This window comes from Clostridiales bacterium (assembly GCA_017569285.1).
Lineage (GTDB): Bacteria > Bacillota > Clostridia > Christensenellales > Aristaeellaceae > Aristaeella.
This window is the reverse complement of the sequence record CP069419.1, coordinates 1,268,608-1,289,204: the sequence shown is the minus strand read 5'-3', so window position 1 is coordinate 1,289,204 and position 20,597 is coordinate 1,268,608. Positions and strand designations below refer to the sequence as shown.

15 protein-coding genes are annotated in these 20,597 nt (G+C 62.0%); 11 read left to right on the top strand and 4 right to left on the bottom strand.

From position 1 onward, the window contains the following. The first annotated feature begins 44 nt into the window (after positions 1-44). From JNO48_05565 to JNO48_05530, 8 genes are all read left to right on the top strand, one after another. Positions 45-1,568 (top strand): histidine kinase, encoded by a 1,524-nt coding sequence (locus JNO48_05565; GenBank protein ID QTE69367.1) that lies wholly within the window; start codon positions 45-47, stop codon positions 1,566-1,568. Next, complete coding sequence (locus JNO48_05560) at positions 1,565-2,356, top strand: response regulator (protein ID QTE69366.1); 792 nt, start codon at positions 1,565-1,567, stop codon at positions 2,354-2,356. Before JNO48_05565 ends, JNO48_05560 begins: the two co-directional genes overlap by 4 nt. Continuing rightward, the gene (locus tag JNO48_05555; protein QTE69365.1) at positions 2,353-3,366 is read left to right on the top strand and encodes a TRAP transporter substrate-binding protein; all 1,014 of its coding nucleotides are present in this window, start codon (positions 2,353-2,355) and stop codon (positions 3,364-3,366) included. Before JNO48_05560 ends, JNO48_05555 begins: the two co-directional genes overlap by 4 nt. Positions 3,367-3,544: 178 nt before the next feature. After that, complete coding sequence (locus tag JNO48_05550) at positions 3,545-4,540, top strand: TRAP transporter substrate-binding protein (protein QTE69364.1); 996 nt, start codon at positions 3,545-3,547, stop codon at positions 4,538-4,540. 87 nt (positions 4,541-4,627) lie between these two features. Continuing rightward, complete coding sequence (locus tag JNO48_05545; GenBank protein QTE69363.1) at positions 4,628-5,176, top strand: TRAP transporter small permease; 549 nt, start codon at positions 4,628-4,630, stop codon at positions 5,174-5,176. Continuing rightward, the gene (locus JNO48_05540; protein QTE69362.1) at positions 5,166-6,467 is read left to right on the top strand and encodes a TRAP transporter large permease; all 1,302 of its coding nucleotides are present in this window, start codon (positions 5,166-5,168) and stop codon (positions 6,465-6,467) included. The genes JNO48_05545 and JNO48_05540 overlap by 11 nt, the downstream gene beginning before the upstream one ends. Before the next feature lie 59 nt (positions 6,468-6,526). After that, a complete protein-coding gene (locus JNO48_05535) occupies positions 6,527-8,137 on the top strand; it encodes a mannitol dehydrogenase family protein (GenBank protein ID QTE69361.1) in 1,611 nt (536 codons plus the stop codon). A gap of 208 nt (positions 8,138-8,345) precedes the next feature. Beyond that, positions 8,346-10,403 (top strand): alpha-galactosidase, encoded by a 2,058-nt coding sequence (locus JNO48_05530; GenBank protein QTE69360.1) that lies wholly within the window; start codon positions 8,346-8,348, stop codon positions 10,401-10,403. Between the two features lie 82 nt (positions 10,404-10,485). On the opposite strand, the gene JNO48_05525 is transcribed toward JNO48_05530, so the two are convergent. Genes JNO48_05525 through JNO48_05510 form a run of 4 tightly spaced genes read right to left on the bottom strand, consistent with a single transcriptional unit; the run spans position 10,486 to position 16,148 of the window. Beyond that, positions 10,486-12,948, bottom strand: coding sequence for a DUF4982 domain-containing protein (locus JNO48_05525; GenBank protein ID QTE69359.1), 2,463 nt, complete (start codon positions 12,946-12,948; stop codon positions 10,486-10,488). A gap of 52 nt (positions 12,949-13,000) precedes the next feature. Then, a complete protein-coding gene (locus JNO48_05520; GenBank protein ID QTE69358.1) occupies positions 13,001-13,870 on the bottom strand; it encodes an amidohydrolase in 870 nt (289 codons plus the stop codon). A 23-nt stretch (positions 13,871-13,893) separates the two neighbouring features. Next, entirely contained in the window at positions 13,894-14,919 is a 1,026-nt protein-coding gene (locus JNO48_05515; GenBank protein QTE69357.1) for a zinc-binding alcohol dehydrogenase family protein, read from the bottom strand. Between the two features lie 14 nt (positions 14,920-14,933). Beyond that, positions 14,934-16,148: a hypothetical protein gene (locus JNO48_05510; GenBank protein ID QTE69356.1), complete on the bottom strand. Its 1,215-nt coding sequence runs from the start codon at positions 16,146-16,148 to the stop codon at positions 14,934-14,936. A 243-nt stretch (positions 16,149-16,391) separates the two neighbouring features. On the opposite strand from JNO48_05510, the gene JNO48_05505 reads away from it, so the two are divergent. Genes JNO48_05505 through JNO48_05495 form a run of 3 tightly spaced genes read left to right on the top strand, consistent with a single transcriptional unit; the run spans position 16,392 to position 20,556 of the window. After that, positions 16,392-17,726 (top strand): MATE family efflux transporter, encoded by a 1,335-nt coding sequence (locus JNO48_05505; protein ID QTE69686.1) that lies wholly within the window; start codon positions 16,392-16,394, stop codon positions 17,724-17,726. A gap of 30 nt (positions 17,727-17,756) precedes the next feature. Next, complete coding sequence (locus JNO48_05500; GenBank protein ID QTE69355.1) at positions 17,757-18,368, top strand: epoxyqueuosine reductase QueH; 612 nt, start codon at positions 17,757-17,759, stop codon at positions 18,366-18,368. 43 nt (positions 18,369-18,411) lie between these two features. Further along, positions 18,412-20,556 (top strand): RNA-binding transcriptional accessory protein, encoded by a 2,145-nt coding sequence (locus JNO48_05495; protein ID QTE69354.1) that lies wholly within the window; start codon positions 18,412-18,414, stop codon positions 20,554-20,556. Positions 20,557-20,597: the final 41 nt, after the last annotated feature.

The window sequence follows — 20,597 nt, the reverse complement described above, 5'->3', positions numbered from 1 at the left end:
CGGAATCGGAAGTGCAGAAATGATGAACAGGAAGGAGGAAGCACATGAAGCGCTTAGGCTGGCACAGCATGAGCCTTTCCAGGAGAGTTTTGCTGCTCCTGACGCTGGTGCTGGTTTCCGCGGCGGTCCAGATCAGCATCGCGCAGATCCAGAACCTTCATGTATTCCGGCCGATGGAAGAAAACGCGGAGCAGATCCAGACCATCAGCCAGTTCCTTCATGAAACCGAAAAGTGCATCGGGACCCTGGAAGAGTACCACTGGGAGTACGGGGATCCGGACGCGCTGAATGAAGAGGTCCGGAGCAGCATGAAAGCCGCGTCGGACCATCTTTCCTCCCTGAAGTTCCGGGACGGGGCGGTGAGCGAGAACACCCTCCTGCTGTTCCACGCGGTGCGGACGACCTATCCCTTCTACGTGGAACGGCTGGATGAGATCCGGCAGGCGCTGGAGAACAACGACAAGTCCGCGGCGAGCCGGATTTACTATGACACCGCCTCGCCGTGCGGCCAGTACCTAGCGCAGTACAGCCGGGAGCTGCTGGAGCAGACCATCCTCGACAGCCATGACGAGGTTTTTTCCCTGACGTCCACGAGCAAGAAATACAACGCCCTGCACCTGGCCAGCTCCCTGGCGGCGCTGCTTGCCACCGTTGTGCTGGCCCTGTGGCTCCGCTCGCTGCTGGTTTCCATCTCCCAGCTTTCCAAAGCCTCCCGGAATATCAGCGAGGGGAACTTCGACATCCCCGACGTGGACGACCGCCGGCAGGATGAAATGGGCCGCCTGGCATCCACCTTCAACGAAATGAAGCAGTCCATGAAGGGACAGATGGACCTGCTGCGGGAAAAGGGAGAGATGGAGCGGAAACTCCGCATCAAGGAAACAGAAGCGCTGGAGCTGCAGAATCGGGTTGACGCCGGAAAGCTGCAGCTGCTGCGCAGCCAGATCCACCCGCATTTCCTGTTCAACACGCTGAACGTGATCAGCTATCGCGCGAAGCGGGAAAACGCCCCGGAAACGGTGGAACTGCTTGGCTCCCTGAGCCGCTTTTTCCGCTATACCCTGGGCAGCAACGACGCTTACGTTCCGCTGTCCAAAGAGGTGCAGACCATCCGGGATTTCTACGCGATTTACCATGCCCGGTTCGCGGACCGGATCCGCATGGACTGGCATATCGACCCGGAAATCGAGCTGACCGAAACCATGATTCCCTCCTTCCTGATCCAGCCCCTGGTGGAAAACGCGTTCTACCACGGCGTGGCGCCGAAGGAAGAGGGCGGTACGGTTTCGGTGGATATCCGGAAAGCCGGGGAAGAGCTCCGGGTTTCCGTGTCGGACGACGGGGTCGGGATTTCGCCGGAGGTGATCCGGCGGCTGGAAGAACACCTGCAGCAGCAGTCGCCGCCGGATGAGCATATCGGCCTGTACAACGTGGCGGCCCGGCTGCGGCTGGCCGGGGAAGGCAACCGGCTGAGCATTGAGGACCGGCCGGAGGGCGGGACCACCGTCAGCATCCGGATGCCGCTGATCTCCGCGGCGGACATGAGCGAAGCGGAGGGAGAGGCATGAACAAAATCCTGATTGCGGACGATGAACAGTTCGAACGCGAGCTGCTGGATGAAATCGTGCACCGCCATTTTGACCCGCAGATCCAGACCCGGCTGGCGGAAAGCGGGCGCCAGGCCATCGACGTGGCGGGATTCTGGAAACCCTCCATGGTCCTGATGGACATCGAGATGCCGGGGATTAACGGCATCAACGCGGCGAAGCGGATCATCGAGCGGGATCCTTCCGTGAAGGTGATCTTTGTGACGGCGTACAGCCTGTTCAACTACGCCTACGAAGCGGTGAAGCTGGGCGCGTTCGACTATATCCTGAAGCCGGTGAACGAAGCGGACACGGTGAAGTCCATCCGGCGCTGCCTGGGGCAGGTGGAATCGCGGGAACAGCTGGAAGCGCTGGCCTCCGTCGCGTCCTCGCTGGAGGAGCATTCCTCCGCGGACAAGATCGGCCTGCTGATGTCCAACGTGCGCAACTACCTGCAGCACAATTACATGCGGATGGATATCAGCCTTGATTCCATCAGCGATATCCTGCATATCAACCCGTCCTACTTTTCCATGCTGTTCAAGAAGAACTTCGGGGTCAATTTCGTGGACTATGTGACGGAACTGCGCATCGGCGCGTCCAAGGAACTGCTGAAGGACCCCTTCCTGTCCGCGACGGAAATCGCCAACGCGGTGGGATATGAGAGCCTGAACTACTATACCCGGGTATTCAAGAAAACCACGGGGGTTACGCCGACGGAATACCGCCGGAACCACAGCGCCCCGGGGAGCAAGGAGGAAGAATCGTGAAACGGATCGGTATCCTGCTCGGTGTGCTGCTCCTGGCGGCGGCCGTTTTCCTGGCGGTCTGGGCGATGATTCCCCGGGAAACCCAGCCAGAGCCGCCCGCGCTGATGTTCCGGTACGCAGACAACCAGCCGAAGGGATATCCCACCACGCAGGCTGCAGACTATTTTGCGGAGCTGGTGGAGAAGCGGACGGACGGAAAAATTGTGATCCGGGTATTCCCGGACAGCGTGCTGGGAAACGAGATCAGCGTTTTCCGCCAGATGCAGTTCGGCGGGATCGACTTTGCCCGGCTTTCGGTGAGCACCCTGTCGGAGTTTGTTCCCGAAATATCGATCCTCCAGCTGCCGTACCTGTTTGAGGACGCGGAGCACATGTGGCGGGTGCTGGACGGGGAAATCGGGAAGCAGCTGCTGGAGAGCATCCGGCCCTTCGGGCTGGCCGGCATGAGCTGGTTTGACGCCGGAAGCCGGAATATCTACACGAAAACGCCGGTTACAAGCCTGGACGATATCAAACGCCTGCGGATCCGCGTGCAGGAATCGGACTTCCTCAGCCGGATGGTGTCCCTCTGGGGCGCGGTGCCGGTGAAAATCTCCTACGAATCCGTTTACTCCGCGCTGCAGACCGGGAAGATCGACGGCGCGGAAAACAACTGGCCCAGCTATGAAGCCACCGGGCATTACGAGGTGGCGCCCTACTACCTGCTGGATGCGCATTCCCGGCTGCCCGAAGCGCAGCTGATCAGCCAGAACGCGCTGGAGGAAATCTCCGCGCTGGGGGACGGATACGTGGAGATCGTGCTGCAGTGCGCGGCGGAATCCGCGCAGTATGAGCGGGAGCTGTGGAAGGAGCGGGAAGCGCGGTCTGAAGCGGTCGTCCGGGAAAGCGGATGCATCGTGACCGAGCTGAGCGAGGAGGAAATGAAACGATTCCAGGACGCCGTGGCCCCGATCTATGAGGAATTCACCGGGGACCGGGCGGAAATGATCCGGCGGATCCAGGAGGACTGATACTTTCAATTCCGGCTGAAGTTTTCCAGCCGGAATTGTCATTTTTTTTGGATTATTAGCACATTTTTGACATTCGCTTGAATTTCATTTTCCATTCCAATAGCATAGGGCACAACAAAGGCAGCGCGACCAAATGCAGCTGTCACACAACATTATTCATATTTGGAGGAGTGGAAACATGAAAAAGATGCTCGTACTCGTTCTCGCCCTGGCCATGCTGCTCAGCTGCGCCTGCGCACTGGCTGACGAACCCGTCACCCTGACCTATTCCGAAGTCAACCCCCTGGAAGGCAACGTCGTGGGCGAAGTTGCCAAGGCTTTCAAGGCCAAGGTGGAAGAAATCTCCGGCGGCAGCGTGCTGATCGACATCCAGGCCGGCGGCGTGCTGGGCTCTGAAGACCAGATCCTGGACAACCTGCTGGGCGGCGGCAACATCACCGACATCGGCCGTTTCTCCGCGTTCGCGCTGACCCAGTACGGCTGCGACAAGGCCAAGCTCCTGTCCATCCCCTACACCTTTGTGAACGAAGACCATTTCTGGAAGTTCGCGGACAGCGAAATGGCCAAGGACTTCCTGATGGAGCCCCAGACGCTGGGCCTGCCGCTGCGCGGCCTGTGCTACGGTGAGGAAGGCTTCCGTCATTTCTTCATCCGGAAGGGCATCGAAGTGAAGACCATCGAAGACCTGAAGGGCCTGAAGATCCGCGTTTCCGCCGACCCCGTCATGACCGGCATGGTGGAGAACCTGGGCGCGACGGCCACCCCCGTGAACTTCAACGAACTGTATTCCGCGCTGAACACCGGCATGGTGGACGCGGCTGAACAGCCCACTTCCAACTACTTCGCCAAGGCCTTCCCGGAAGTCGCTCCCACGCTGCTGCTGGACGGCCACACCCTGGGCGCGATCCAGCTGATCATCACGGATGCGGCCTGGGCCAAGCTGAATGAAGAACAGCAGGGCTGGATCATGGAAGCGGCCGCGTACGCTTCCCAGGTCTGCCGCGAAAAGGTCGCCGAGATCGAAGCGGAAACCTTCCAGAAGCTGGCGGACATGGGCGTGACCGTGATCGAGGTCACCGACAAGGCTCCCTGGGTGGAAGCCTGCCAGCCCACCATCCAGGCCAACACCGCGGACCAGGCGGAGCTGTACCAGCAGATCCTGGATATGCAGTAATCCGGATCCGGAGAATCCAATGATTGAAGGGGTGCAGGGGAAATCCCCTGCGCCCCTTTTCCGCTTTAGCATGAAAGGAGTTTCCCGATGCCGGCTTTCTTTACGACGCTTGAGAAAATCAAGCCATTGTTTGACTGGACCCACAGGATTATCCTGTTTATCTGCAAGCTCCTGCTGGTTGCGGATATCATCATTACGACGTGGGCGGTCGCCGGACGGTATATCCCGTTTATTACCGACCCCAAGTGGAGCGAAGAGATTGTGCTGACGCTGATGGTCTACATGGCGGTGCTCTCCGCCACGCTGGCCATCCGCCGCGGGCTGCATATCCGCATGACCGCTTTTGACAAGTACCTGCCGGAAAAGGTGAAAACCGTATCCGACCTGATTGCCGATATCGGAGTGCTGGCGCTGGGCGTGGTCCTGGTGATCTACGGAATCAAGTTCTGCAATTCCCCGCTGAGCATCCGCGGAAAGTATGTGGCGATTCCCACGCTGAGCAAGTTCTGGCAGTACCTGCCGATCCCGGTGGCGGGCGTCGGCATGGTGATTTTTGAACTGGAACAGATTTTCAGGCATGTGGAAGCCCTGGTTGTGAAAAAAACAGCAGAGGAGGGAAAAGGGCATGGATGCTGAAACCCTGTCGACAATCATCCTGCTGGGCAGTTTCCTGCTCCTGGTGCTGATTCGTTTCCCGATTGCATACGCGGTGGGAATCTCCACCGTGCTGTGCATGATTTCCATGGGGCAGAACCTGGTGACCCTGCCCCAGCAGATGGTGAAGGGTGTGTGGTCCTTCTCCCTGATGGCGGTTCCGTTCTTCATTACCATGGGGGTGCTGATGGGAACCGGGGGTATATCGGAAAAGCTGATTGCACTGGCCAATTCGCTGGTCGGATGGATGCGCGGCGGACTGGCCATGGTGAATATTGTGGCTTCCTACTTCTTCGGGGGAATCTCCGGATCCGCGGCGGCGGATACCGCCTCCCTGGGCTCCATCCTCATCCCGATGATGGTGGACGAGGGATATGACGCGGACTTTTCCACCGCGGTGACGATCACGTCCTCCTGCGAAGGCCTGCTGGTGCCGCCCAGCCACAACATGGTGATTTATGCCATGACCGCCGGCGGCATCTCCGTGGGCGCCCTGTTCATGGCCGGCTACCTGCCCGGCGCGCTGCTGGCGGCGGCCCTGATGATCGGCTCCTACGTGCTTTCCGTGAAGCGGAAGTACCCCAAGGGGGACAAGTTCTCCCTGAAGGTGTTCGGAAAACAGCTGATCCAGTCCTTCTGGGCGCTGGCGGCGGTCCTGATCGTCGTGTTCGGCGTGGTGGGCGGCATCTTTACCGCCACCGAGTCCGCCGCGATCGCGGTGGTCTATTCCCTGTTTGTATCCGTATTCATCTACAAGGGCCTGAACTGGCGGGGCGTGTGGAAGGGCCTGGAGAGCTGCGTGGGCACGCTTTCCATCGTGCTGATCCTGATCGCCATGAGCGCCGCGTTCGGCAACAACCTGACGCTGCTGCATGTGCCGGCGAAAGCCGCCGCGCTGATTACGGGCATCTCCAGCAACCCCATCGTGGTGATCCTGCTGCTGAACCTGATCCTGCTGGTGCTGGGCATGATTATGGACATGGCGCCGATCATCCTGATCGCGACGCCGATCCTGCTGCCGGTAGCGATGAGCGCCGGCCTGCACCCGGTCCAGTTCGGCATCATGATGGTGCTGAACTGCGGTATCGGCCTGCTGACGCCACCGGTGGGCGCGGTGCTGTTCATCGGATCGGCGGTGGCCAAGCGCCCGATGGAAAACGTGGTCCGCGCGACGCTGCCGTTCTACCTGTGCATGCTGGCTGCCCTGCTGCTGATCTCCTTCATTCCAGCGATCAGCCTCTGGCTGCCGGCCCTGACCGGGGCGACCCTGTAAACCTGACTGTATTCACGGGTGCCCGGGATCCGGGCACCCGTGCTTTGGAGAGAAGAAAAATGAAAGTAAATCTGAGCAGCCTCCGGGATACCGCCGCGTGGGAACAGGCCGGAGTCAGGCTGCCGGCGTTTGATATCGCGGCCATGCGGGAAAAAACCCGAAAAACCCCGGTATGGGTGCATTTCGGGGCCGGCAATATCTTCCGGGCGTTCATTGCCGCGCTGCAGCAGCGCCTGCTGGACAGCGGTGACGCGGAATGCGGCATCATCGCCGCGGATACCTTTGATGTGGACAATATCCGCATGATCTACGGCGGATACGACAACCTGACCATGAGCGTTACGCTGAACGCCGACGCGACCATCGACAAGGAGATCATCGCCTCCGTATCGGAAGCGCTGGTGGCCCAGCCGGGGGAAAAGGCGGACTGGAAACGGCTGCGCGAAATCTTTGCCGCCCCGTCCCTGCAGATGGTTTCCTTCACGATTACCGAAAAGGGATACGCCCTGCGGCAGATCAACGGATCCTACTTGCCGGCGGTGGCGGAGGACCTGGAAAAAGGGCCCGGACATCCCCGCCATGCCATGACCACCGTGACCGCCCTGCTGCTGTACCGCTACATGAACGGGAAAGCGCCGCTGGCGGTGGTGAGCATGGACAACTGCAGCCATAACGGCGAGAAACTCCGGAGCAGCATCCTGGAGGTGGCGGAGACCTGGTGGAAACGGGGATTCGTATCCTGGGACTTTATCGCCTGGCTGACGGATGAAACCCGGGTTTCGTTCCCCTGGAGCATGATTGACAAGATTACGCCGCGCCCCGCGCCGGCCGTGCAGCAGATGCTCGCGGACGCCGGAATCGAGGATATGGCGCCGATCCAGACACCCCGCGGGACGTTTGTGGCCCCGTTCGTCAACGCGGAAAAGCCGCAGTACCTGGTGGTGGAGGACCGTTTTCCCAACGGGCGGCCGCCGCTGGAAAAGGCCGGGGTGTACTTTACCGACCGGGATACCGTGAACCGGACGGAACGGATGAAGGTGACTACATGCCTGAACCCCCTGCATACCGCGCTGGCGGTGTACGGATGCCTGCTGGGCTATACGCTGATCTGTGAGGAAATGAAGGACGGGGACCTGGTGAAGCTGGTGCGCCGCCTGGGCTATACGGAAGGCCTGCCGGTGGTGACCGATCCCGGAATCCTGAGCCCCCGGGCGTTTATCGACGAGGTGGTGGAACAGCGGCTGCCGAACCCGTTTATGCCGGACGCGCCGCAGCGGATTGCCACGGATACTTCGCAGAAGGTGGGTATCCGCTTCGGGGAAACCATCCGGAGCTACGCGGCGGAAGGGCGTTCCATGAACCAGCTGGTGGCGCTGCCGCTGGTGATCGCGGGCTGGCTGCGCTATCTGCTGGGCGTGGACGACGAAGGGAACGAGATGCCCCTGTCCAGCGATCCGCTGCTGGAAGACCTGCAGAAGCAGCTGCAGGGAATCGAACTTGGAAAGCCGGAAACCGCGGGAAACAAACTGAAGCCGATCCTGGCGAACTCCCTGATTTTCGGAAGCGACCTGACCCGGACGCCCCTGGCCGCGCGCATTGAGGAGTATTTCCGGGAGGAACCCGCCGGAACCGGAGCGGTGCGGACGACCCTCCGGAAATACCTGGACTGACCGATTCATCCAGACGGGCAGCCGGTTCTTTCACCTGCCGGAAAGACAGGGAAAAGAACCGGCTGTTCCGCTTTGAAAGGGGCTTTTATCCGCCGCGGATCCGTGGTATGCTGAAGCCAGGCAAAAATGAAAAGCACCGGAACGGCCGATGCCGCACGGCAGGGCCGGGCCGGAATCCGGGGCGGAAGCCCCGCGGGAGGACTGCGAAATGAAGTGCGATCGTCAATACCGGTTCGGGGATATGATTCTTTGCTATTTCGTGGATGCGGAGCAGCGGGTGAGCATGACGCTGGTTCCGGAGGCCATGGAAGGCCGGGTGCTGGAAAAGGAATACCGGCCGGAGCCGCTGGTCCAGATCCATGCGCTGGGAGATCCGCTGCCGAACGGATACGGAAACGGGCATACCCTGGCCGATACCGCGGCATCGTCCGCGCTGAAGCTGGCCGGGCAGAAACAGGAAGGGAACACCGTGATCACCACGGTGGCGGATGACCGGGGACGGACCGTCCGCCACCGGGTCCGGTGGGCGGAAGGGCTGCAGGCCCTGATTGTTTCCTGTGAGTTTGAAAACACGGGCGACCGGCCGGTGACGCTGGACCTGCTGTCCAGCATGAACCTGGCCGGGATTACGCCGTTTACCGCAGGCGACGCTTCCGGCGCCCTGTACCTGCACCGGATCCGCAGCATGTGGAGCGCGGAGGGGCGGGTCCAGACCGAAAGCATTGAGGAGGCTATGCTGGAACGGTCCTGGACCGGGCATGCCCTGCGGCTGTGCCGCTTCGGCCAGCTGGGATCCATGCCGGTGCGGGATTATTTCCCCTTTGCGGCCCTGGAAGACCGGAAGGCCGGGGTGACCTGGGCGTGCCAGCTGGCCTGTCCGTCTTCGTGGCAGATGGAAATCCGCCGGCACGACGACTGCCTGAACCTGATGGCATCCCTGGCGGACGGGGATTTCGGGCACTGGACCAAAACCATTGCCCCGGGAGAATGCTTTGCCACGCCGGAAGCGTATATCACGGCCGGATGCGGCGGGCTGGATGAGGTTTCCCAGCGGCTGCTGACTGTCCAGCGGATGAACATGCCCCGGCCGGACGCGGAGCTGCCGGTGATGTTCAACGAATACTGCACCACCTGGGGCAACCCGACGTATGAAAACCTGAAGCAGATCGCGGAATGCCTGGACGGCCGGGGGCTGGAATACCTCGTGATTGATGCCGGCTGGTACCGGAAGCCCGGGGAAGGCTGGTCCGACTGCGGCGGGGACTGGATTCCGGAGGAGACGGAGATGTTCCCGGAGGGCCTGAAGGCTGCCGCGGACATGATCCGGGCCCACGGCATGGTGCCGGGACTCTGGTTTGAACCGGAGACCTGCGCCAGGGATTCCGAAATCTTCCGGCGGGAGGAGATGCTCCTGACCCGGAACGGGTATGTGATCGACACGGACAACCGGCGGTTCCTGGACATGCGGAAGGAAGCGGTGCAGGCGTACCTGGATGAGCGGGTGGCCGGGCTCCTGAAGCGGTGCGGGTTCGGGTATATCAAGATTGACTACAACGACTGCATCGGCATCGGCTGCGACGATCCGGACGGACTGGGGGAAGGCCTGCGGAAGAACATGCAGGGGACACTCCGGTTCTTCCGGCGGCTGCGGGAGGCGGTCCCAGGACTGGTGATTGAGAACTGCGCTTCCGGCGGCCACCGGCTGGAACCCTCCCTGATGGCGGTTTCAGATATGGCTTCCTTCTCGGATGCCCATGAATGCCGGGAGATCCCGATCATCGCGGCGGCGCTGCACCGGGTGATCCTGCCGGCCCAGAGCCAGATCTGGGCGGTGCTGCGGGCGGAGGACGATCTCCGGCGGATCAACTATTCCCTGGTCAACACCTTCCTCGGTGTGATGTGCCTTTCCGGGGATATCCACCACCTTTCCGCGGAGCAGTGGCGGAAGGTGGAGGAGGGAACGGACTTCTACCGCCGGGTGCGGCATATCATCCGCGACGGCGTGAGCGCCTTCTTCGGGAACGTATCGGAAAGCTGGCGCCATCCGGCCGGATGGCAGGCGGTGGTCCGGAAGACCGGCGGGGAGACGCTGGCGGTGATCCATACCTTTGCCGGGGAGATTCCGGAGGAAATCACGCTGCCGGCGGACGCCGGAAAGATCCTGGGCGTGATGTGCTCAGAAGGCAACCGGGTGACCTTGGAAGGCGGAACGCTCCGGGTCCAGCTGAAGGCGGAGTTTGAAGCAATCGCGGTGCACCTGGGATAAAAAACAAGATATTCAAAAACGGCCCTGTTCCGGCAAAAACCGGGGCAGGGCCGTTTGCTGTATTGATGGATGAAATGCCGGCTCAGCAAACTACATCCAGCTGGACGGTTTCCGCCGCCAGGCCGTCGGCCGAAACCGTGAGCGAAAGGCTGCCGGGGTCATATCCGGCACGGAGCACCGCCTGGGCGCGGCCGCGCCAGCTGACGGTGTTTCCATCCGTATAGTCTTCGGCGGTGACCGGGTTGGCGGTACCGAAGGCGGCCAACCACCCCGCTCCCGCGGTTTGGGCGGAGAGGCGGATTTCCGCATCGGGCACGACCCGGCCTTCCGCGTCCTCCACCCGGATATTCACATAAACCAGGTCATGCCCGTCCACCTGCATCTGATTCTTTTCGGGCAGCAGGCGGATCCGCGCCGGGGCTCCGGTGGTTTCCAGCACCGCGCGGCTGACTTCCGCGCCGCCGGTATAACTGACCGCTTCCACCCGGCCCGGGCGGTACACGGCCTCAAAGCAGGCGCTGCCCGGCATTTCCCCGTCCCGGGAAACCGGCTTGCGGCCGACGCTTTCCCCGTTGACGAGGAGCTCGACTTCCTCCGCCCCGGAGAAAACGACCAGCTCCACGGGCTTTCCTTCCCGGCCGGCATAGTTCCAGCAGGAAAGCAGGACCGGGAATCCCCAGGGGGTGATCAGTTCCCGACGGCCGAAGTCCTCCGGATTCCGGGTATACAGGAAGGTTGCGGGATTTCCCCATACGGTGCTCCGGTACGCGCCCTGGGGCGTCATCCGGCCGGTGATATCAAAATCCGCGTCGTTGGCCGTCCGCCAGGGGAAGGGGGAACCGTCCGGCGGCATCAGCGCCCACGCGCCCTTCTGCAGCCCCGGATCATCTTCGGCGAAGCGGACCGCTTTGCCGATTCCGGCTTCGCCCAGGTAATCCCAGGCGGTCCAGGTGAACTCGCCGATGACGTACGGCAGCGCCTCCACCAGAGGCCAGTGGCAGCCGATCTCCTTCGGGAAGTTCTCGGACCCGAGGATCACCCGGTCCGGATAGAGCGCGTGATCCTTCTCATACAGGCCTTCCATATAGTTGTATCCGACCACGTCCAGGCCGTTGACAAAAGGCTCGGTTCCATTCTCCCACAGGAGATCCCCGCTGCCTTCCGCGTTCTGGGCCTGGTTCTGGCCTTCCGCCAGCTTGTCATCCAGGCCGCTCCAGAAGGAGCAGATTCCGTTGCTGACCGGCCGGGTTCCATCCAGGCGGCGGATGGTATCCGCCAGGCGCCCGGACCACAGGTATCCTTCGTTCAGGCCGCCGCGCTCGGGGATTTCATTTCCCGTGGACCAGAGGATCACGCTGGGATGGGAGCGGTCCCGGCGGACAAAGGCCGTGAGGTCCTTCTCCCAGCAGTCCGCGAAGAACTGGCTGTAATCGCCACCCCGCTTCGCGATGCCCCAGGCATCGAACGCTTCGTCAAAGATATACATGCCCAAGCGGTCGCAGGCTTCCACCAGCGCCGCGGAGGGCGGGTTATGGGCCGTCCGGACGGCATTGAACCCCAGCTCTTTCAGCTTCCGGACCTTCCGGGCTTCAGTTTCATAAAGGGAGACGGAACCCAGGAGCCCGTTGTCATGATGCACACAGCCGCCCTTGAGCTTGACGGTCTTTCCATTGACCTGCAGTCCCCGCCGGGCATCCGCCGTAATGGTCCGGATGCCGAAAAGCGTGCTATCCTCATCCACCGTGGGGGCGGGATCCGCCTCCAGATGCGTGCGGAATTCCCCCAGGTCACGGACCTGCACCCGGACCCGGTACAGATTGGGTTCCGCGGCGTCCCAGAGCTTCGGGTTTTCCACGGAAAACCGGATGCGGGCGGTTCCGGTGGTGCCGGCATTGACCTGGATGACCTGTTTTGCCCCGGCGGCCTTTTCGCCTGTCTGTTCATCCAGCAGGACCGCTTCAGCCTCCGCCAGGCGGTTGGTGCTTCCGTCATTCCGGATCTCCGCCCGGACCTCCAGGAAGGCCAGGCCGTCCGCGATCTCCCGGGTGAAGGCATAGATTCCGTCCGGGGCGAGGTGCACCTTCGGGCCGTGCAGGAGCTTCACGCCCCGGTACAGCCCGGAGCCGGTATACCAGCGGGAGTTGGGCTGCATGCTGGTGTTGACATTGACGGTGATCCGGTTTTCGGCGCCGAATTCCGCCAGGCCGGTGAGGTCCACGTAGAACGGCGCGTATCCGTAATGCTGCACGGCAGCCTTGCAGCCGTTGATCTCCACGGAGGCGTTCATCATGGCCCCGTCGATCTGCAGGCCGACACAGCCGTTTTCCCATTCGCGGGGGATCTCCACCATCTTCGTGTAGCTGGTGAGCCCGCCGGTGAAATATCCCATATCCGACCGGGCCGGCGCGTCCGGCGTGACCGGGGTGCCGATCATGCCGTCGTGGGGCAGGCTGACGATTGTTCCCGGATCCGACTTCAGCTGGCCGATTGAATCCAGCAGTCCCTTCCGGAATGTCCATTGGCGGTCCAGGCAGATACTGTTCATCTGATTCCCTCCGTTTTCTGAGTTCGGGGTTCCGAGATTCCGAATCCTTGGTTTATTCTGCCATGTGGTGAATCACCGGCAGGTCCGGCAGTGTTCCGAAACGATAGAATCTGGCGGCATTTTCATGGAACAGGAGACGCTTTTCCCCGTCCGTCAGGAGCGGGGATCTGTCGATGAAGTCCCAGCTCATGCGGTAGGTGATGGCGGTCATGGTGCGCGGGTAATCCGAGCCCCACATCAGCTTGTCCATGCCGCAGATATCCCGGGCGGTGAGGATGGCCCGGACCGCGGACGGATAGGGATAATACTCCTCATTGAAAAGCCAGGTGATTCCGCCGGATTCGACGGAAACGTTCGGCAGGCAGGCCAGGCGGATCTGTTCCTCCCATCCCGGGCGGGTGACCATGCCGAAGTGGCCGATGGCAATCCGGAGCGACGGATGTTCCAGGGCCAGCTCCCGCAGCGCGCCGGTCTGCAGGCTGCCGTCCGCCAGATCGATGCCGATGAACAGGCCGCGGCGGTCTGCTTCCTCAAAGACGGCGGCGTGGTGAAGCAGGTCCGGATCCGCCAGGCGGCTTCCGCAGATCTTGATGCCGTCCATTCCGTCGGTATCCGGAACGCCGTTTTCCTCATACAGGGCGCAGACCCGGAAACGGTCCGGGTATTCCCGGCGGACCTCCCGGAGGTAGGCATCCTGGTTTCCATCGATATACTCCTGGGTGATGACGGCGCCGCCTACCCGGGAAAAATCCATATGGGAAAGGAAACGCTCCGCACTGTTGACCCCGTCCGTCATCGCGGGGGGCAGCATCTGGCGGACTTCCCGGCCGAATTGGCTGCGGCCGCCGCCCAGGGCATATACGGGCAGGCCGTCCACAACCCCGTTCTGTTCCAGCCAGAGATGGGCATGCGCATCGATCATGGGGCGGAACCTCCTTCCGGACGTCAGGCAGGATCAGAGAAACGAAGGAGCACTTTTTCCAGGCTTCCGTCGTTATGGGACAGGGCGTCAAAGGCGGCCGCGGCGTCCTTGTAATCATACTCCGCGCTGACCATATCCGTAACGGGGACGGCGCCGGAGGAAACCAGGCGGATCAGCGCCTCGAAATCCGCGGTATAGGCGTTGCGGCTGCCGTAGACATTCAGTTCCTTTTTCAGCAGGATGGAATGGAGGAAGGTGGTTTCCTTCTTGCCGTTGCCGATGAGGATGACGGAAGCGCCGTGGCAGGCCTGCTCAATGCATTTCAGGAAGGTGACGGACTGGCCGCAGGCTTCCACGCACACATCGAAGCCGCTGCCGCCGGTGATGGCGGCCAGCTGCTGCGCTTCATCCGCGGCACCGGAGGTGACCACATGGTCCGCACCGAAGTGCAGGGCTTTATCCAGCCGGCCCTGCAGCAGGTCGCAGACAGTGACCTCCGCGCCCTTGGACTTGGCGGCCAGCAGCGCGAACAGGCCGATGGGGCCGGCGCCCACCACCAGCACCCGGTCGCCGGGCTGGATATCGCCGCGGCTGATGGCATGGCGGCTGATGGCGAAGGGCTCGATCAGCGCCAGCTGGCGGGCATTCAGCCCGCCGCCGGGGATGATCCGCTCCAGGGGCATGCGGATATATTCACAGAAGGCGCCGTCCCGCTGGACACCCATGGTCTGGTTGTCCATGCAGGCATTGACCCGGCCTTTCCGGCAGGCATAGCAGGCGCCGCAGTTGAAATACGGGTTGCAGGTGACCAGGTCCCCGGGCTTCAGGCCCCGGTCGTTATCCGGGACGGAAACAACCTGGGCGGAAAATTCATGGCCCGGAATCCGGGGATAGGTGGTGAAAGGCTGGTTGCCGGTGAAGCTGGCGACGTCCGCCCCGCAGATTCCGCAGTACAGGATCCGGAGCAGGGCTTCCCCGGCTTCCGGAACGGGCATCGGGATATCCCGGATTTCCGTTTCAAAGGGTTGGGTAATGCAGATCGCTTTCATGAAAGAATGCCTCCTCAGCCTTCCATAATGATTTTGCCTGGGTTCCAGATGACGGCGGTTTTCATCGGGGCGTTTTTGCAGTAGATTTTGTTCTCATAGGCGCCGATGGGATCGGCGGCGAACTCGTCCCGGCCGATCAGCTCCACAATCTGGTCATAAGGGCTTTCGGCCAGCATCCGGATGGCTTTTTCCATATGGTCCTGGCGGAAATTGATGGAACCGAAAATCAGGTGGTTTTCAAAGCCGAAGGGCATGGTGTCAAAGGTGATTTTCGGCCCGAGGGAAAAGCTGTTGTACAGGCCGTTGCAGCCGAGGACCCGGTGGGTGAAGGCAATTTCATGCTCCGCGGAGGAGCCGCTGACCCCGATGAAGGTGGTGGCCCGGCCGCCGAGGGCCCTGCAGATATCCGCGGCCAGGTCTTCCGGCCGGTCGTGGCAGCTGCGGACATAGACGCCGCCGGCCTGCTTCAGGGCAAACTGCACCTTGGGGCTGTCCTCCGGGCTGCGGGCGACGAACACGATCTTCGCGTCCGGGTGGGCCTGGCGGATGATATCCCCGATGAACATGCCGGTGGTTCCCAGGCCGAAGATCACCGTGCGCTCGAAGATTTCATCCTTCGCGGCGACCCGGGCTTCCTCTTCCCCGCAGCCCAGGCGGCGGGCGGTCTGGCGGAACCAGTGGGCGGAGCCCAGGTCCTCCATGCGCTCCAGCTGGAAGAGCATGCAGGCAAAGGGATCCGGGAACACCATCTTCTTGGCGAAGCCCAGGTCCAGCCGGCCGTTATGGACATGGCCGTCCGGGATTTCCAGGAGCATGTCCGGATTGACGTACATCCGGTCGCAGAAAAGGCCGTCCGCCTGGTCGCAGCCGTATTCAAAATAGCTTTCATCCTCCGTATACCGGGTGGGGTCGATGCTGTCACCGCCCCGGATGAGCACGATGGCAAACCGGTTCTGCGAAGGCACCCAGACGACGCCCTCATGGCCGTTGATGAGCCGGTCCTGGCCTTCCGGAAACTTGGGACCGAGCTGCCCGCGCTTTCCCATCATCATCAGCTCGTGGTCCGTGCCGCAGAAGCCGACGATGACCGGCTCCACGGGGATGCCTTCCTTTTTCGGCTCCCCCCGGAGGCGCTGGCGGGGCGGATTGATGAGGTTCATTTCCCCGTAGACCAGGGGACGGTCCGGATCATTCCGGAAACAGGTTCCGAATACTTTGTTTTCACTCATAGCTCGTTCTCCCGGATTGATTTGATGATGATGCGGGGACGCCCCGCCGGATCTGAAACTGTATATTCCGCATATGCCCGTATTTTACCAGAAACATATGCGAATGAAAACCCTTGATTCATCCGGAGATGCCGAAAACTGCCCCGGACGGCTTGCCATGGAAAAAACGGATGATATAATGGACCTGGCACGGCCGGAGGGGCTGGCCGGGGAGGGATCGGATTGGCGCGGCTGGACCTGGACATGACCGAGGGAAACATCTGGACGCATATGCTGCGGTTTTCCGTTCCGATGGCGATCGGGCTCCTGTTCCAGCAGCTTTACAATACCGTGGACACGCTGGTGGTCGGGCAGTTTGTGGGGCAGCAGGCTCAGGCGGCGGTGGGCTCCACCGGGCCGATCATCAACACGATTGTGGGTTTCTGCGCGGGCCTAGCCACAGGCGCGTCTGTTGTCATTTCCCAGCGCTACGGCGCCCATGACCGGGAAGGCCTGGGCAAAGCGGTGCATACGACGGTGGCGCTGACGTTTATCATCAGCCTGATCGCGACGGCCCTGGGCCGGCTGATCATTGATCCGATGCTGCGGTTCATGCAGACCCCGGAAGACGTGATGCCGGAATCCGGCGCCTACCTGTCCATCTATTTTTCGGGGATCTCCGGAATCCTGTTCTATAACCTGGGAAGCGGAATCCTGCGGGCAGTCGGGGATTCCCGGAGACCGCTGGTCTTCCTGATCATATCCGCGCTGCTGAATACCGGCCTGGACCTGCTGTTTGTGCTGGCTTTCGGCATGGGCGTGGACGGGGTGGCCTACGCGACGGTGCTGGCGCAGATCCTCTCCGCCGCCCTGATCCTCCTGACCCTGACAAGGGAAAAGGGGGACTACGGAATCCGCTGGCGGAAGGTGCGAATCGACCGGAAATCCCTGTCCATGATCCTGAAACTGGGGCTGCCCAGCAGCATCCAGGCGGCGGTGACGTCCTTTTCCAACGTGTTTGTGCAGAGCTACATCAACGCGTTCGGCTCGGCATGCATGGCCGGTTACGGCGTATACGGCAAGATCGACGCCTTTGCCCTGATCCCGGTGCAGAGCATCTCCATGTCCTCCACGACGTTTGTTGGCCAGAACTGGGGCGCAAGGCAGCCGGCCCGGGCAAGGGAAGGGGTCCGGACGGCGACGCTGATGAGCCTGATTTCCACGGTTGTGCTGGGCCTGCTGGTATTTGTGCTGGCCCGGCCGCTGATGGGCTTTTTCTCTCCGGAGGAAGAAGTGGTGGAATACGGCATCCGGTTTATCCGGATTGTGACGCCGTTCTATATTGCGGTGTGCTTTAACCAGATTTACGCGGGGGCCCTGCGCGGCGTCGGGGACGCCACCATGCCGACGGTGATCATGCTGGCCTCCTTTGTGGTGTTCCGGCAGATCTACCTGGCCGTGACCAAAGCGCTGGGCGCGGGATTTATCGCGGTCGCGCTGGCGTATCCGGTGGGATGGATCCTGTGCTCCACGCTGCTGCTGATCCGGTATTCCCGCAGCGTGCTGGTGCGGAAAAGCCGGGAGGCCGCGCAGCCGTAAGGGGTTCAGGAAGGTGTAAGGAGAAAGGGCATGGAGAAACGAAACTACCAGCGGGAGATGGAAGCGGAAATCGCGCGGCTGGAAGGCCGTCGGCCGACGCTGCTGCTGCACAGCTGCTGCGGCCCGTGCTCCAGCGCGGTGCTGGAGCGGCTGACGGAGCATTTCCGGGTGACGCTGCTGTATTACAATCCCAATATTGAGCCGGAGGCGGAATACCTGCACCGGCTGAACGAGCAGAAGCGCCTGCTGGAACTGCTGCCGGGAGAAATCCCGCTGCTGCCCTGCGGGTATGACAACGCGGCCTTTGAGGCGTTTGCCCCGGCCATGGCGGACGCGCCGGAGGGCGGGGAACGGTGCCTGGCCTGCTTTGGACTGCGGCTGGACTATACGGCGGCCCGGGCAAAGGAACACGGATTTGAGTATTTTACGACGACGCTTTCCGTGAGCCCCCACAAGAATGCGGACAACGTGAACCGGATCGGGGAGGAAGCGGGAAAGAAGCACGGGGTGAAATACCTCTTTGCGGATTTCAAGAAAAAGAACGGATACCTGCGGTCGCTGGAGCTGTCGAAGGAATACGGGCTGTACCGGCAGGACTACTGCGGATGCCGGTATTCGATGAACCATGACCAGGCGGACTGACGGAAAACCGGAGATCATTTTCAGGACAAGGAGCAGACAACGCATGGATTTTGTGAACAGGCTGGCGGGAGAATTCAAGCTGCGGCCGCAGCAGGTGCAGGCGGCCGTGGATCTGCTGGACGCGGGGAACACGATTCCCTTTATCGCCCGGTACCGGAAGGAAGCGACCGGGTCGCTGGATGACCAGGTGCTGCGGGAGCTGGCGGAACGGCTGGAATACCTGCGGAACCTGGAGAAGCGCCGGGAGGAAATCGCAGCTTCCCTGGAAGAGCAGGGCGTGATGACGGATGAGCTGAAAGCGCAGCTGGCCCGGGCGGTTACGCTGAGCGAACTGGAGGATATTTACCGGCCTTACCGGCCGAAACGGCGGACCCGGGCCACCGTGGCCAAGGAACGGGGTCTGGAACCGCTGGCCCTGTGGCTGATGCTGCAGCAGGCCGGGGATCCCGCAGCGGAAGCGGCGAAGTACATCGACGCGGAAAAGGACGTGCCGGACGCGGAGACGGCGCTGGCCGGCGCACGGGATATCCTGGCGGAAACGGTGAGCGACAGCGCGGAGATCCGGAAGGAACTGCGGACGCTGCTGAACCGGGAGGGCGTGCTGCGCAGCAAGGCCGCGAAGGAAGAGGACAGCGTATACAGCATGTACTATGACTTCCGGGAGCCGGTGCGGACCATTGCGCCCCACCGGATCCTGGCGGTAAACCGGGGCGAACGGGAGGAGTTCCTGAAGGTGGCGCTGGAGGTGCCGGACGAGAAGGCGCTGGAGCTGATCCGGAAGGCCTTTGTGCGGAACAGTACCGAGGCCGCCGGACAGGTGGCGGAAGCCTGCGCGGACGCCTGGGAACGGCTGGTGTTCCCGTCCCTGGAGCGGGAAATCCGGAACGACCTGACCGACCGGGCCAACGTGAGCGCTATCAAGGTATTCAGCGACAACCTGCACCAGCTGCTGATGCAGCCGCCGATCAAGGGCAAGGTGACCCTGGGCGTGGACCCGGGCTTCCGGACGGGCTGCAAGCTGGCGGTGGTGGACGAGAACGGCAAGGTGCTGGACACCGGCGTCGGATACTTCACCCTGCCCGGGAACGAAGCCGGAAAAGCGGCTTCCGCGAAGCTGATCAAGGGGTTTGTGAAGAAATACGGGATCACAGCCATCGCCATCGGCAACGGAACCGCCAGCCGGGAGAGTGAGCAGTTTATCGTATCCCTGCTGCCGGAAATGCCGGGCACGGCCTACATGATTGTCAGCGAGGCGGGCGCCTCGGTCTACAGCGCCAGCAAGCTGGCGGCGGAGGAATTCCCGGACTTTGACGTGACCCAGCGCAGCGCGGTTTCCATTGCCCGCCGGATGCAGGACCCGCTGGCCGAGCTGGTGAAGATCGATCCCAAGGCGATCGGCGTGGGGCAGTACCAGCACGACCTGAAACAGAATGAACTGACCGCGGCGCTGGACGGCGTGGTGGAACAGTGCGTGAACCAGGTGGGCGTGGAGGTCAGCACGGCTTCCGCGGAGCTGCTGAGCCATGTGGCGGGCATCGGGCCGGCGCTGGCGAAGAATATCGTGGCGTACCGGGAGGAAAACGGAATCGCCAGCCGGGCGGCGCTGAAAAAGGTGCCGAAGCTGGGACCGAAAGCCTTTGAGCAGTGCGCGGGCTTCCTGCGGGTGATGGACAGCAAAAACCCGCTGGACGCCACCGCGGTGCACCCGGAAAGCTATGACGCGGCGAAACTGCTGCTGGAGAAGCTGGGCTACGACATGAAGGAAATCCGGGGCGGCGCAGCGGACGTGATCCTGCGGGCAAACCGGTACGGTCATGAGAAGCTGGCGGCGGAAATCGGGGTCGGCCTGCCGACGCTGAACGATATGCTTTCGGAACTGGCAAAGCCCGGCCGGGACCCCCGGGACGAGCTGCCCCGGCCGGTGCTGCGCACGGACGTGCTGGAGATGAAGGACCTGAAACCCGGGATGGAGCTGACAGGCACGGTGCGCAACGTGATCGACTTCGGCGCGTTTGTGGATATCGGCGTTCACCAGGACGGCCTGGTGCACATCAGCCGGATGGCGGAGAAGTTTATCCGGCATCCATCGGAGGTCGTGAAGGTCGGGGACATCGTGAAGGTATGGGTGGTCAGCGTTGATGAGCAGAAAAAGCGGATTGCGCTGACAATGGTGCAGTCCCGGATGTAAATATGAAGCCCCGGAAACCCGCGTGACAGCTGGGTTTCCGG

Coding starts and splice junctions, on each gene's coding strand:
- JNO48_05565 (QTE69367.1), top strand. CDS start 45: ATGAAGCGCTTAGGCTGGCACAGCATGAGCCTTTCCAGGAGAGTTTTG.
- JNO48_05550 (QTE69364.1), top strand. CDS start 3,545: ATGAAAAAGATGCTCGTACTCGTTCTCGCCCTGGCCATGCTGCTCAGC.
- JNO48_05505 (QTE69686.1), top strand. CDS start 16,392: ATGACCGAGGGAAACATCTGGACGCATATGCTGCGGTTTTCCGTTCCG.
- JNO48_05495 (QTE69354.1), top strand. CDS start 18,412: ATGGATTTTGTGAACAGGCTGGCGGGAGAATTCAAGCTGCGGCCGCAG.
- JNO48_05520 (QTE69358.1), bottom strand. CDS start 13,870: ATGATCGATGCGCATGCCCATCTCTGGCTGGAACAGAACGGGGTTGTG.
- JNO48_05500 (QTE69355.1), top strand. CDS start 17,757: ATGGAGAAACGAAACTACCAGCGGGAGATGGAAGCGGAAATCGCGCGG.
- JNO48_05545 (QTE69363.1), top strand. CDS start 4,628: ATGCCGGCTTTCTTTACGACGCTTGAGAAAATCAAGCCATTGTTTGAC.
- JNO48_05510 (QTE69356.1), bottom strand. CDS start 16,148: ATGAGTGAAAACAAAGTATTCGGAACCTGTTTCCGGAATGATCCGGAC.
- JNO48_05540 (QTE69362.1), top strand. CDS start 5,166: ATGGATGCTGAAACCCTGTCGACAATCATCCTGCTGGGCAGTTTCCTG.
- JNO48_05560 (QTE69366.1), top strand. CDS start 1,565: ATGAACAAAATCCTGATTGCGGACGATGAACAGTTCGAACGCGAGCTG.
- JNO48_05535 (QTE69361.1), top strand. CDS start 6,527: ATGAAAGTAAATCTGAGCAGCCTCCGGGATACCGCCGCGTGGGAACAG.
- JNO48_05525 (QTE69359.1), bottom strand. CDS start 12,948: ATGAACAGTATCTGCCTGGACCGCCAATGGACATTCCGGAAGGGACTG.
- JNO48_05515 (QTE69357.1), bottom strand. CDS start 14,919: ATGAAAGCGATCTGCATTACCCAACCCTTTGAAACGGAAATCCGGGAT.
- JNO48_05530 (QTE69360.1), top strand. CDS start 8,346: ATGAAGTGCGATCGTCAATACCGGTTCGGGGATATGATTCTTTGCTAT.